Raw genomic sequence first — 13,595 nt, forward strand, 5'->3', positions numbered from 1 at the left:
CGTTAGCCGGTAGTGGTGGAACCCCCGGCGTCGTTGCTTGCATCGCGTGCCGAGGCCAAGCGCTTGCGGGCGCCCTCAAGCCAATCCTCGCAGCGCTTGGCCAACGCCTCGCCACGCTCCCAGAGCGCCAGTGATTCTTCGAGGCTGGCACCGCCGGCTTCAAGGCGGCCAACAACGGCCACGAGCTGTTCCCGGGCTTCCTCGTAGCTCAAGGCGTCCAGGGAATCCGGTGCCGACGCCGCTGAGTTGTTCTCGGTCATGATGTCCTTTGATTGTGATGCTGACAATGTTGGCTGGAATCAATGTTCCAGGATCTGCCCTTGGCCGTCGGAGACAGCCCGGAACCGACCCTCCGCTACACGTATCGCCAATTCCGCGCCCTTGGGGGCCTCCTCGGGGCTGCTGACCACCTGATGCCCGGCTTGGTCGTCGCCGACGAGTTGGACGACCGCATAACCGCGGTCCAGGGTCTTCTGCGGCGACAAAGCCCTGACCTGTGCCCTCAGGTGGTGCACTTGGTCCAAGGCGCGCACAACGGCTGTGTTGACCGCCGCATGTGAGCGCCGTTGCAGGCGGTGGATATCCTCGGCCCGGGCATCGACCATGGACGCGGGGGAGGCGAGGACAGGACGGGACTTCAAGGAGTGGAGCCGGTCAGTTTCCCGATCCACCATCCGGCCAATGCTGCGGCGGAGGTGGTCCCGGGCCTGACGCACCATGGCCAGTTCCTCGGTGACATCCGGGACGATCCGCTTTGCAGCATCGGTGGGGGTGGAAGCGCGGAGGTCGGCGACGTCGTCCAGGATGGGGCGGTCTGCCTCGTGGCCAATGGCACTGACAACAGGGGTGGTAGCCGCGGACACGGCCCGAATCAGGTCCTCGTTGCTGAAAGGAAGCAGGTCCTCCAGCGCGCCGCCGCCTCGGGCCAGGACAATGACGTCCACGTGCGGGTCGGCGTCCAGCTTCTTCAGTGCGGCGATGATCTGTGACACCGCCGTGTTGCCTTGCACGGCTACCTCGCGAACATCGAATTCCACAGCTGGCCAGCGCAGGGCGGCGTTACGTAGCACGTCCTTCTTGGCGTCCGAGTCGCGGCCCGTGATGAGGCCGATGCGGTGGGGGAGCAAGGGCAGTTTCCGTTTGCGCGAATCAGCGAACAATCCTTCCGCGGCCAAAGCCTGGCGGAGGCGCTCAATCCGAGCCAGCAGGTCGCCGAGGCCAACGGGTCGGATGTCCTTGACCGACATGTTCAGGCGTCCGGTCTTGACCCAGAAATCCGCCTTGACCAAGGCAACTACCCGCGACCCGCGCTCCAGCGGTACTTTCTGCCGGTCCAGGACCGTGGACCACACCGAAGCCGGCAGCGAAATCTCGGCGTCGACATCACGCAGTGTCAGGAAGGCATTGCCGCCCCGGCGGTTCAGCTCGATGACCTGGCCCTCGATCCAGGCTGCGGGAGCCCTCTCGATGTGGGCTTTGAGCTTGCGGGAAAGAAGCTGCAAGGGCCAGGGATTATCCGGACTGGTCTCGGCAGCAGTCCCGGGCAGGGTGGACTCCGGAGTTGCTTCAGCGGACATGGCAGGTCCGTGATTGGCCTGGAAGCCGTGGGTGTACCAGCATGATCACTATCCTCGCTCGGGGTGCGGCAACTTGCTCGGGTGCGGCAACTCGCTCAGGTGCGGCAACCTGCTCGGGTGTGGCGCAGCGCCGCGTTCCAACTCTATCCATAGCTTTACCTGGTGGCTCCGACATTTTTCGGATCATGTGGACAGACCTAGGATGGTGGCACTGGACCCCGACCCCGAGGATGACTTTGCGTACCTTCGTTTCAGCATTGGGAGTGATCCTCGCACTGGTGCTCACTGCCGTCGCCGTTCCAGCCGCGTGGGTGGACCAAAACATTGTTCAGGAAGATGGCTTTACCCGCATCGCCGGTGGATTGGGCAGTGATCCCGATTTCCAGGCGCGTCTGGCGGACGCCGCCGTCGGCTCTTTCGAATCCTCAGTCAACCTCCCAGGGCCCATCAAATCCCTGGCCGCCGGGGTTCTTGAACAGGCGGCGTCCGGGATGCAGTCCTGGAGCGACTATCCGCAGGCTTGGGAAGAGACAGTGAGGAACAGCCACAAGCTGAACTTCGGTGCGGCTGGGCAGCCGGAAGAATCAGGTGCTTCCACGGCCCTGGTCTTGGACATTGGGCCCCTGGTCAGGCTGATCCGCGACCATTTCGCCGACGCTACGCGCGTCCGGCTCGACGTCCCCTCTGAACGGCTTATTTCGCTGGGCGAACCGTCCCACCGCCAACTGGTGGAAAGGGTGGCAGCCTTTGCTCCGTTATGGTGGGTTGCCGCCCTGGGAGCTCTCGTTTCGGCGTTGCTGGCTTTGCTTGTGGCACGCAGGAGGCCTGCGGTCCTGGCATTCCTGGGGCTGGGCGGCCTGGCCGTGGCGGGGCTCTGGTCGGTTGGATTGAATGTGTCTGAAGGAGTTGTTGGCAACCTCTCCAACGGCAACGAACTGGCAGGGCTGTTCATGGGGAAGTTCTTCACCGCCGTCCAGTCCGGTTTTGGTCCCTGGACAACGGTGGCTGCCCTGATCTCGGCCGCCTTGTTGGTCATCGGCTTGGTCGCCTGGATTATTTCCGCGAGACGACCATCACCTTATGCCCGGGGATAATGACCTGACCGGTAACATTGTGGGATGACCTCCACAGCAATTTCCATCCCGATGCCCAGCGTGCCCCGGAGACGGCGATCGCCGGAAGAGGTACTGGCAGCGGCACCCGTCACGGGTCCCAAGAAGGTGCTGTTGGCGGCACCCCGCGGTTATTGCGCCGGCGTAGACCGGGCTGTCATTGCGGTCGAAAAGGCCTTGGAGCACTACGGCCCGCCCGTCTACGTCCGCAAGCAGATCGTCCACAACGTACACGTGGTCAGCTCCTTGGAAGAACAAGGGGCCATCTTCGTCGAGGAAACGGACGAGGTTCCCGAAGGCGCCCTGGTGATCTTCTCCGCGCACGGAGTTTCACCGGCAGTGGTGCAGTCGGCAGAGGACCGCGGCTTGCGCACCATCGACGCGACGTGCCCGCTGGTCACCAAAGTCCACCGCGAAGCCGTGCGCTTTGCCAAGGACGACTACGACATCCTTCTCATTGGCCACGAAGGCCACGAGGAAGTCGAGGGCACCGCCGGCGAGGCCCCCGAGCACATCCAGATCATCAACGGTCCGCACGAGGTGGACAAGGTCACAGTGCGCGATCCCGAGAAGACCATCTGGCTTTCGCAGACCACGCTGAGCGTGGACGAAACCATGGAGACCGTGCGCCTCCTGAAGGACCGCTTCCCGACTTTGCAGGATCCTCCCAGCGACGACATCTGCTACGCCACCACCAACCGCCAGGTGGCCATCAAGAAGATCGCACCGCAGGCTGACCTGGTCATTGTGGTCGGCTCGGCCAACTCGTCGAACTCGGTGCGCCTGGTTGAGGTTGCCCTCGAGTACGGGGCCAAGAGCTCCTACCGCGTGGACTTCGCCAACGAGGTGGATGAAGCCTGGTTCGAAGGCGTCGCTACCGTTGGCGTCACCTCAGGTGCGTCCGTTCCTGAAGTCCTCGTCCAGGATGTCCTGCGCCTGCTGGCCGACTACGGCTATGGCGAGGTCCAGGAAGTCGTAACAGCGGAGGAAGATCTCCTCTTCTCGCTCCCCAAGGAGCTGCGGGCTACTTTGAAAAAGGCCGGGGATGTCTCCCGGGCCCTCGGTGGCCGCGGGAACCGGGCTACGTCCTAGCAATAAGCTCTTACTGAACTGGCCCGCAGTGGGCGCCCTTCCTGGTGGAAGTGGTCGCCGCTGCGGGCCAATTCGTTAAGCCGCAGACTCCTGGGGCTCTTCGCTAAGAAGTTCCGGAGCGGCCAAAGCCCGCGGGACAGCTTCCACGGACATGGGGGCCGTGAGGCCAGCATCGTCCATGGTGTTCAGCTTCCGGGCGGTCGGGAGCACACGGGCTTCGAGGGTGCCCACCATGGCGTTGTACCGGTCCACTGAGGTCTTAAGGGAGCTTCCGAGCTTGCTGACGTTCTCACCCAGTGTGCCCATGCGCTCGTAGAGCTGCTTGGCGAGCTCGAACAGTTCGTGCGCGCTGTCCGTGAGGACGTCCTGCCGCCAGGTGAAAGCCACTGACTTCAGGACTGCCAACAACGTCCCCGGTGATGCCAGGACGACGTTCCGGGACAGGGCGTGTTCAAGCAGGCCGGGGTCGGCCTCAAGGGCAGAGGCAAGGATTGACTCAGCCGGGAGGAAGCAGATCACCAGTTCCGGCGAGTTCCCCGGGATGTCCCAGTACTTCTTTCCGGCCAAGGCGTCGATGTGGGCCTTCAGGGCCTTGGCGTGCTGGGCCAAAAGAGTCTTGGAGTCATGGACGGAAGCCTGCGTTACCGATTCACCGAATGCACCATCCCCGTGGAGCTGTTCCTGTGCCGCGAGGTAGGAGGCCAGCGGGACTTTGGCGTCAACCACCAATTGCTTATCTCCGGGCAACTGGACCACAAGGTCGGGTCGCAGGGTGTTCTCGGTGCGGCCAGAGTGGACCTGCTCATGGAAGTCCACGTGCCTGAGCATTCCGGATGCCTCAACCACACGGCGAAGCTGGACTTCGCCCCACTGGCCACGTGCGCTGTTGGAACGAAGGGCGGAGGCCAGGGCGTGGGTTGACCGGAGCAGTTGTTCGTCGGATAAACGGGCGTCCTGCAGTTGCTGGGCGAGCTGTCCGTACTGCTCAACCCGGTCACGTTCGAGTAGCGAAACCTGCTGCTGCACCGCCGTCAACTTTTCCGCGACGGGCGCCAGGGCGCGCAGGACACTTCCATCCGAGTTCCTTGCTGCGCTGAGTTCCCGGTTCTGTGTAAACAAAAGCCGCCGCTCGGCGTCGGCCGCTGCGAGCTGAGCCGTCACCTCCGAAAGGCGCGTCGATACGGCGTCGAAGTCCTCCTCCAGGCCGGCGCCCCGGCGTCGGAAGACGACGTAGCCGGCCGCCAGACCCACGGCCGCGCCGATCAGCAGCATGAGCAGTGCTAAAACGAATCCAAATCCATCCATGTGGCAACCCTGACACAGGGGTACGACAGTTTTAGTGAGGTTGCGGCCGTGGGGGTCGCCACAGCGTCGGGCCGAACAAGCATGGACAAGGTATCAACGGGTAGAATCAATGCTCGTGGCTCTTACTATTGGCATCGTCGGACTGCCCAACGTCGGCAAATCAACCCTTTTCAACGCACTGACCCGTAACCAGGTGCTCGCCGCGAACTATCCGTTCGCGACGATCGAGCCGAACGTGGGTGTAGTCAACCTGCCGGATCCGCGCCTCGCGAAGCTGGCCGAGATCTTCGGCTCCCAGAAGCTGCTGCCTGCCCCGGTATCCTTCGTGGACATCGCGGGCATTGTGAAGGGCGCCTCCGAGGGCGAAGGCCTGGGCAACAAGTTCCTTGCCAACATCCGCGAGGCCGAAGCCATTGCGCAGGTAGTCCGTGTGTTCGATGACCCGGATGTCATCCACGTCGACGGCAAGGTTGATCCGCGCTCCGATATGGAGACCATCAACACCGAACTGATCCTGGCTGACCTCCAGACCATCGAGAACGCGATCCCGCGCATCGAAAAAGAAGTCAAGATCAAGAAGCGCGAAGCTGCCGAACTGGCCGCCATCAAGGCTGCCCAGGCTGTGCTGGAGCGCGGCGACACGATCTTCTCCTCCATCAAGAGCGACAAGCTCGAAATGGGGCACCTCAAGGAACTCGGCCTCCTCACCGCCAAGCCTTTCATCTACGTCTTCAACGCTGACGAAGGCATCCTCGGCGACCCGGCCAAGCAGGAAGAACTTCGGGCCTTGGTAGCTCCGGCCGACGCGGTCTTCCTCGACGCCAAGCTGGAATCCGACCTCGTGGAACTGGACGAGGAAGAAGCCCGCGAAATGCTGGAAATGAATGGCCAAAGCGAGTCCGGCCTGGACCAGTTGGCCCGTGTTGGTTTCCACACGCTCGGCCTGCAGACCTACCTCACGGCTGGTCCGAAGGAAACCCGCGCATGGACGATCCGCCAGGGTGACACCGCACCCCAGGCAGCCGGCGTCATCCACTCCGACTTCCAGCGTGGCTTCATCAAGGCCGAGGTTGTCTCCTTCGACGACCTCGTGGACGCTGGCTCCATGGCTGAGGCAAAGTCCCGCGGCAAGGTCCGCATCGAAGGCAAAGAATACGTGATGGCCGACGGCGACGTGGTGGAGTTCCGCTTTAACGTCTAGCGAATCAAGGCAAGAAGTAGTTCATAGAATCACCTGGCGTCCAGCTTCAGAAGCACGCCCGACCGTGCCTCTGAAGCTGGACGCTGACGTCTAACGTTTTTTGGGGCGAGAGGAACCGTGGCCGAGGAACGTCCGCAGCAGCCAGAGGCACCGAAGCAGCCGATCAAGCTGCGCAGCCTCGCCCCTGAATTCAGAGCGGCCAGCACGGGATCTACGTGCGGCACCTTGAAGAGGCGGTCCTCGACAAGAGGAACCGCAACATCGCCCTCACCGGCCGCTACGGAGCCGGCAAGTCCAGCGTGCTCGACAACTTTCAGAAGAAGCACGACAAAGACACTATCCGCATCAGTATCAACACCCTTGGCCCGGATGATGACGACGAGGACCTGACCAACCGGATCCAGAAGGAACTGGTCAAACAACTCGTCTACCGGCTGACACCAGGGAAGATCCGTCGATCCCGGTTCGCCCGCCCCAAACCCGTGACCAAGTTCAGGGCGTTCCTGCACGCCCTCTTTGTCAGTGTTGTGGGTCTGGGGCTTCTGTGGGTGCTGGGGGTGCGTTCCGGGCCCGGCTGGCCGGACGCCGCAGCGGACATGCCCGGGTACCTCGTACGGGCTGGAATGCTATTCGGCCTTGTTCTGGCGTCGCTGTGGGCGGCACGGTGGATCATCGGCGACCGGATCGTTTCGGAGGTTACGACTGCCGGCACGAAAATCGCCCTGGGCGAAGGCCCGACCACCTACTTTGACAGCTTTCTCGACGAGATCGTTGCCTTCTTTGACACCTTCAAGCCGAAGTTCGTGATCTTCGAAGATCTGGACCGCTTCGAGGATCCGCGGATCTTCGACTCGCTCCGGGAACTGAACACCCTCGTCAATGCTTCCGCGAACCGGCAGGCGGGGAACGAGCCTCTTCGGTTCATCTACGCGATCAAGGACAGCCTGTTCGAGCGGCTCGGAACGGATCCGGAATCCAAAGACGAAAAAGATGCAGAAGAGAAGCTCAAGGACGGCGAGGAGCTGGTAAAACTCGGTCTTGCCGAGAACGTCGTGTCACGTCCTCTCCTGGACTTGATCGCACGGCACACCACCGACATGCGTCTGATGAAGAACATCTGCAACGAGTTCGTGGTGTTCGCTGAGCATCTGCTGTGGAAGAAGAAGAACCGTGCGCCGGGCATGACGGCGGACCATCTCTTCGCACTTGTCGCGCACAAAAACTTCCACCTCGCTGACTTCGAGGCAATCTCGCAGCGCACCAGCACCCTCGATAAGCTCGAACAGCTCCATCGCGACGAGGTCAGGACCCTTATCGAAGGTCTGCAGGAGCAGCGGCGCAAGCGGATGAGGACCGAGGAGCAGCGCGATCGGAAAGAAGCCACCGCAGTGGAGTTGGGGGGCAGGCTTCGCGATCTCAAGGACATGTTCCCTTCCCCGAACGGCTATTCATACTCGTCCGTCATGGTCGATGACCAGGGCTACGGGTCTAATGCCGTCGACACAATGGAATTCTGGGAGTGCGTGGCCAAGTCGAAGTCCTTCTCTCTCGTGCAGAACTGCGGGGCTACGGTGACGCCCTCTGCAGGACAGATTGGCCGCGTCTTTCCAGAGGTCATGAGTTCCGCGCAATGGTTGGATCCCGATCCCGCCGAATCGGCCCGCCTGCTTCGTCAATACGACCAGGACATCGCGGGGTTGCGAGGTGCGGACTCCGCCGGACTGGCCAGCTACGAAGGCGTACCGAAGGGGCGAATCAGGTTCGATCAGCGCATCACCGAGGTACTTGAGTCAGAGCTGGCGCGCGATCTCGTGCGGCGGGGTTTCATCACGCGCAACTACGCTGAGTACTCCGCGATCTTCTACGGCAAGTACGTCGGCGTCGACGTGGCGTTCTTCTACAACCACAGTGTCCAGCCGAACGAGATGTACCTCGACTACGAGTTCACGTCGGAAAAGGCCATGAGCAACCTGCTTGAGCAGGTGCCGGCGGACTTCATGAGCACCATCAGTGCTCTGAACCTCCAAGTCGCGTCCTACTTGCTCAATGAAAAACCAGAAGACGCGAAGAAACTTGTCGCGTACGTCGTCACGCATGACGGCAAGGACGTCCATGCATTCATGGATGCCTTCCTCAACACACCTGACGCCCCTCGCGAGCTCCTCATCCAACAACTGACAGAGCACCCGTGGCCCGATGTCTTCGAGTACGTCGCGAAGCGCCCTGGCATCCCGGACGAAGAGACGCGGCTGAAGCTGTTCGACACGGCGCTCCTGAACGCGCTGAGTATCGACGTCTATGAGATCGGCAATTCCTCGAGGGCGCTGCTCGAGTCTTCCTATCAGCGTCTCACCGCCCTCAGTCAGAGTCAGACTGCAGCACAGACTGAGCGGGTCTTCGAAATCCTCGAGGCGGTGGAGCTGGTGGTCCCGGACCTTAGTGGCCTGAGCACGCCGCTCCGGGACCGTATCGTGGCAGCGCACAGGTACAAGCTCAGCTCACCAAACCTGCAGATGGCACTCGGGATCGACGTAGACCCGACGCTCGACGAAGTGCGCCAAAAGCAAAGCGTGTGGGAGTTCTGCAATAAGCGCATCGGGGACTACATCGCTTCAATGGATGCCATCGGGCCGATCGTGCTCACGGAGTCCGTGCTGGTCGATGTCATCAACGAGCAGCACGAGTCATGGACCGAGGACCAGCTGCGCGAAGTGATTGAGCAGAGCTCCGCTCTCGCCACGATCCAAAAGATCGAGGCTGTCCCGCAGCTGACCTGGCCTTTGATCGTGGATGCGGGCCTCCTGGCTCCGACGGTCACCAACGTCTGGGCTTACGTGCAGGCTCACGGGTTGACGAGCAGCTGCCTGGACTTCTGACCACGGGGGGTCGATACGGTCGAACTGCGGGACGTCGAGAAGGTTCCAGACGAGGACCGTGACGTCCTCGCGGTCCGCGTGCTGAATGCTTCGACGCATCTGACGGCGCAGGCCAGGGTACAGCTCGTCAAGCAGCTGAATCTTGAGTCCGCGGTTGAGCCCGCCGAGATTACTCCGAATCCCGACCAGCGTCGAGGAGCCGGTCGTGGAGCAGCCGCTCAGCACCCGTGACGCGATGATGGAGAGGCTCAAAGGTGTCAGTGAGCGTGGTGAGCGTCTGGGTGAGTCGTCGATTCCCCACGGCATCGGTCCGACGTTCCTGGAGAGCCAGGGACCTGGACTGCACCCCGAGGTACGTGCGCAGCTTCAGGCGCGTGAGCTCAAGAAAGACCAGATACGAATCCTATATAACCAGATCCACGAGATTCGCGAAAAGCGAGTTGAGCTTGGTCAGCCGGCGAACGAATCGCAGTGGAAGCTCTGGGGTGAAGTCGAGACCGAGCGGATCCGTGAGGATACGAGAGTCAGCCGCAGGGCGCGCCTGCAGAGCGAACTTGCCGACGGCTTCTACGAGCCGAACACGGCTGCCAACACTGCCGAGGTCGGTAGACAGCAGAAGGCTCTATCGGATGTTACTGCCCAGACCGAGCAGAGGAAGGAAGCGTACTTGGCGAGGCTTTATGCAAAGAATCCTGAGCTGAAGCCGGATTCGCTGCGCAGTCGGTTGAGGTGCCGAGCGCTAGGGCCAGCTTCAGCTCCCTGGACGAACAATCTGCGGTACGGCATGGATAGCATCTGTTGCCGATTCAACAATGGCGATTTCCTCATTCGCCGTCGTAATCATGACCCCGCGGACGGGCAGGCTATTTACTACCGTCCGGATCAGCAACGCAACGGCTATTGCCAGCGACAGTTGTGCCGAGATCGCCGGTATACACCTGAAGAACCAATCCATCCGGTCCGAAGCCGTTGGTTATGATGAGCTTGTTCGTGGCCGTCGACTGATCAAAGACCTTCACGTCGTACCCGCGGGACTTATAGAACGCCTCGACCTTTTGCCTTAGCATCTCGCGCTCGGTGTCGCCAAGGGGCCCTCTGGTCCTGGATCCGCCGAATTCTTTGCCGCTTCCGGTTCTCTGGAAGTTGCAGTAGCCACCTGCCGGAACATCCTTATTGGTCCAATCACCCGGCGCCATCGCTTGGATCTCATCGAGTAGTCCGAAGAACTCCGTGCTGGCTGCTTCTGGCGTCATTGTCGTTCCTTCTCCGCTGCTGGGAAGATCGCTTGTTGAATTCGATTGCGAAGATGAGGGAGTTGCCGTTCCATCATTGCCCGGTGTTGTGGAGAAGCATCCGGACGCGAGCAGAAGGACCGAGCAGGCCGTGAAAACGGTTGCCGTCATTCTTCGTCTGTTCAGCAATTCTGGTTCCTTCATTTGTTATGCACCACGGGTTTTCCTGAGTTCGTCAGCCTATCTGTCAGGCCGAGTGAGGCGTTGGCTTGGTTGATGCTGGACTCGGTACCTACGGAAGCGTATCCAAGTTTGCCTTCTGCCTGGAGCCAGCCGTGGTTCTCGGTTGGTAATGCTGACACTTCGTTTTCGGCAGTCCCGGTGCCATCGGCTCCGAGCTGCGTTGCACCATAACCGGGTATGGGCACTGTGAACGACGGGCCACCCTGAGGAGCCTGGAACGTCTGCGTGTGGAAGCCTTGAATACGTTCTCTGCCTACGTTTCCAATTTCGGAGACATTGTCGACGGTGAACTTGGTCTGGTAGACATCTGCCCCGGGGTTGAGGTGAAAGTCCTTTACGCCTGACACTCCCTGCAGAACGCCAATATCAGCGTTGAGATTGACGCTGTCGACAGCTACGCCCTCCACAGCTGCAGCCTGGGCCGTCAACGTGCCATAGGACAAGCCAGAGATGTTATTTCTGGCAACGTTTCCAAGGCTGTCCTGAACGGCCGCGAGAGCGTTGATGTCTTTCCTCAGGAACGACCCACCTGTCCTGGCATTGGTGTCGTCAAAGACACCTGCAGCTGATGCAGGTTCAAAAGCTAACCATCCCACCACTGCCAGCCGTGGCGGGTTTCCTGCCGGGGTCGAACTCAGCTCGGCAATGCGGTATTGCTCTCCGTATTGGCCGTCGGCGGCCCGGACTAGATCTGGCATGCTCGTGGCCACCGTTGTATCGACACCCGGGGCTGATTGCGTGAATCGCCATGACGGTACGAAGGAGCCGCTTACGCCGGAGCAATTCAAGCAGTTTTTGGAACAAACGAGCCAAGGATCTCCTGGGCTGATCGAGATAGACCCGAGGGTTTTCGACATTTGCATGAGCAACCCGCAGAGCTGAAAAAAGAGCAACTGGTCTTCTGGCCGGCAATGCTCGTGGTTGTCTTCAGGGCACCGACGTGAGGGGCGGGCCGCGGTAGCTGAAACCGCCGGCTCGCCATCGCTCCTGGGACGGAGAAAACGAAGAAGAATTGCACGCATGTTGACCCGCGGAATATGACTTTGTGGTCAGACTGGGCTCATGCGGTAGTTGCGTGATGTCCAAGGCGACAAAATCTCTTGAGCTATTACGATGCAAAGGAGGTAGAGGGTAGGCCGCCGACGCCGAGCTGGAACGTGGCACCCTGGACGGGCCCATCATTCCTGAGCGCTTGGACAAAAGCATCTTCACTATGACCGTCTGTATCTCCGCCCGGCAAGGGCTTCAGCCACAGTGCAGACTGGCAGTACTCGGGAGGCCCACAAGCCGCACTACAGGCATTCTCTTTGGCCCCGGCCTCATGGTCGGAGTCAACGGTAACTTGGAACAACTTCGCCCCGCACTCGGCAATACCCTGGGGAGCGGCGCTTTGGGAACTGTGCCGAGGTCGTGGCCACAACCAGGGATTGGATCGCGCTCGACGTAACCAGAACCGTTTCGTCAGCGTCAAGAACTGTCTCGTTCGCTGTCTACGAGCCACTTGGTGCCGTGGGGCTGGTGAGCGTCCTGGACACCAGACTCGGCCAGAACCAACCACAACTCCAAGTCATCACCACCTGACTCCCTTTGCACTAGACGGATTCTGCTCTGTCGCCTTCTCCGCGTGGACACCATGGCCGCGAAGCTCTGATTGTTCTCGCGGAAGTGTGGGATAAGGACGCCGGCGACGGCGGACAAGTTGTAGTCCGATTCGCCCCATGTGCATCGGCACACCATGGTGCGCTGAGGTTCCGCCTCCTGCGTGGCTAAGCAGGGACCCTGGATTCAGAGAAACGGTCTGGGTCTGCACGGCCACACTGCATTACCCTACCAATCAGCCTCGGCGGATGGACTGCTCTGAGGCTGTTTTTTGGAGCGTATTGGGGCTGGGGAATTTGTCTGTGATCGTGTACCTTTCAGGACGAGGATCTGAATACAGTAAGAGGGAGATAACGGGCACCGTGGCAGCTGATTACGACGAGGTACCCTCCGACGTCAAGGAATCCCAGGAAAGCTCTCTGGACGCGCTGAAGTCCGCCAATGCTCCTGACGCAGGCAGTGTTGTGCTGGAACTCGACCAGGCTGACGGGCTGGACCACGAGGGTCCCGGTGGCGGTTCATCGCCGAAGAACTGGTGGTCCAGGTGGTACCGCAGTCCGATGACGAGTTCACGTGCTTCTCGTGTTTCCTGGTCCGGCACCGCTCCCAGATTGCCCGTGAGAAGGACGGTCACGCGTACTGCGTGGAGTGCGAAGGCTGAGTCTGTTCCTGATTTATAAGGGTCTGGCGCTTCGGCGCCAGACCCTTATACTTTCGAAGCGGGTCAGCAGTGCGGCAGGAAGCTCGTGATGTTAGGGCCGGTGTAGACGTAGCGGTCCGAGACGTACTGTGCGCCCCCGGCGCCGGGGTATAGCTTTAGCCAGATGTTGTCCCCGTCAACCCAGGTGCCCGTTGTCCAGCAGTCGAACTCATAGACCCGGCCGCTGCTCAGCATGGAACCAGTGAGGGCATAGCCGGTGCCGGGTCCTCGTCTGATGTTGAGGTTGTTGTTCGTGTAGACCTGCGCGCATTTCGAGCCGCCGTCGCTGTAGTAGAGCTGGCCGCCCCATCCATTGTGAGGAAACTGTCGACAGTATTGGATGTTGCTGGACAGCTTCGTGCCGGCGGCATTGGCAGGGGCTGCCATCATCGTCACGGACAGGGTGGCACCGACGATGGAGACAGCAGTGAGTGCCCTGAAACGCCTTCTTCGTGCCTTGTCATTTTGCGCTTGAGCAATCGCTGATTTGCTGCCGGGAACGGTGGAATCTTCTGAGTGGCTGGAAAACAGCCTGAACTTCTTCATCAATTGACCTTTCGCGCCGTAAGGCTCGGTGTCCGAATGACCCCAAGCGACTGCAGCGAATTCAGAAATAGCTGCTACTTGATGTGTGAGGCGCATAACGTGAACGTGACGC

The 13,595-nt window shown here is 60.8% G+C and carries 9 protein-coding genes and 2 pseudogenes; 6 read left to right on the forward strand and 5 right to left on the reverse strand.

Annotation, left to right across the window (positions count from 1 at the left end):
- Window positions 1–2 precede the first annotated feature (2 nt).
- A complete protein-coding gene (locus QRM57_RS10655; protein ID WP_284986542.1) occupies window positions 3–260 on the reverse strand; it encodes an exodeoxyribonuclease VII small subunit in 258 nt (85 codons plus the stop codon).
- 39 nt (window positions 261–299) lie between these two features.
- Window positions 300–1,577 (reverse strand): exodeoxyribonuclease VII large subunit, encoded by a 1,278-nt coding sequence (gene xseA, locus QRM57_RS10660; RefSeq protein ID WP_284986543.1) that lies wholly within the window; start codon window positions 1,575–1,577, stop codon window positions 300–302.
- Window positions 1,578–1,807: 230 nt separating this feature from the next.
- Between xseA and QRM57_RS10665 the strand changes: the two genes are divergently transcribed.
- Together QRM57_RS10665 and QRM57_RS10670 are read left to right on the forward strand one after the other, a co-directional pair.
- The gene (locus tag QRM57_RS10665; RefSeq protein ID WP_235516966.1) at window positions 1,808–2,671 is read left to right on the forward strand and encodes a hypothetical protein; all 864 of its coding nucleotides are present in this window, start codon (window positions 1,808–1,810) and stop codon (window positions 2,669–2,671) included.
- 24 nt (window positions 2,672–2,695) lie between these two features.
- Window positions 2,696–3,781: a 4-hydroxy-3-methylbut-2-enyl diphosphate reductase gene (locus QRM57_RS10670; RefSeq protein WP_235516963.1), complete on the forward strand. Its 1,086-nt coding sequence runs from the start codon at window positions 2,696–2,698 to the stop codon at window positions 3,779–3,781.
- 75 nt (window positions 3,782–3,856) lie between these two features.
- Here QRM57_RS10670 and QRM57_RS10675 read toward each other — a convergent pair whose 3' ends face one another.
- The gene (locus QRM57_RS10675; protein WP_284986545.1) at window positions 3,857–5,086 is read right to left on the reverse strand and encodes a DNA recombination protein RmuC; all 1,230 of its coding nucleotides are present in this window, start codon (window positions 5,084–5,086) and stop codon (window positions 3,857–3,859) included.
- A gap of 115 nt (window positions 5,087–5,201) precedes the next feature.
- On the opposite strand from QRM57_RS10675, the gene ychF reads away from it, so the two are divergent.
- The 3 genes and pseudogenes from ychF to QRM57_RS10690 all read left to right on the forward strand — a co-directional run bounded on the left by ychF (window position 5,202) and on the right by QRM57_RS10690 (window position 10,142).
- Window positions 5,202–6,287, forward strand: coding sequence for a redox-regulated ATPase YchF (ychF, locus tag QRM57_RS10680; protein WP_284986546.1), 1,086 nt, complete (start codon window positions 5,202–5,204; stop codon window positions 6,285–6,287).
- A 117-nt stretch (window positions 6,288–6,404) separates the two neighbouring features.
- A pseudogene (locus QRM57_RS10685) lies at window positions 6,405–9,352 on the forward strand (YobI family P-loop NTPase); the annotation flags it as partial.
- Between the two features lie 16 nt (window positions 9,353–9,368).
- Window positions 9,369–10,142, forward strand: coding sequence for a hypothetical protein (locus QRM57_RS10690; RefSeq protein WP_284986548.1), 774 nt, complete (start codon window positions 9,369–9,371; stop codon window positions 10,140–10,142).
- 453 nt (window positions 10,143–10,595) lie between these two features.
- On the opposite strand, the gene QRM57_RS10695 is transcribed toward QRM57_RS10690, so the two are convergent.
- On the reverse strand, window positions 10,596–11,660 hold the full coding sequence (locus QRM57_RS10695; protein ID WP_350309839.1) for an alpha/beta hydrolase: 1,065 nt from the start codon (window positions 11,658–11,660) through the stop codon (window positions 10,596–10,598).
- A gap of 939 nt (window positions 11,661–12,599) precedes the next feature.
- Here QRM57_RS10695 and QRM57_RS10700 point away from each other — a divergent pair.
- Window positions 12,600–12,898: pseudogene (locus QRM57_RS10700) on the forward strand (DUF4193 domain-containing protein).
- A gap of 63 nt (window positions 12,899–12,961) precedes the next feature.
- Here the strand turns inward: QRM57_RS10700 and QRM57_RS10705 are convergent.
- The gene (locus QRM57_RS10705) at window positions 12,962–13,579 is read right to left on the reverse strand and encodes an SH3 domain-containing protein (RefSeq protein ID WP_257371183.1); all 618 of its coding nucleotides are present in this window, start codon (window positions 13,577–13,579) and stop codon (window positions 12,962–12,964) included.
- Window positions 13,580–13,595 lie beyond the last annotated feature (16 nt).

It is taken from the genome of Arthrobacter sp. fls2-241-R2A-172 (genome assembly GCF_030208885.1).
Lineage (GTDB): Bacteria > Actinomycetota > Actinomycetes > Actinomycetales > Micrococcaceae > Arthrobacter.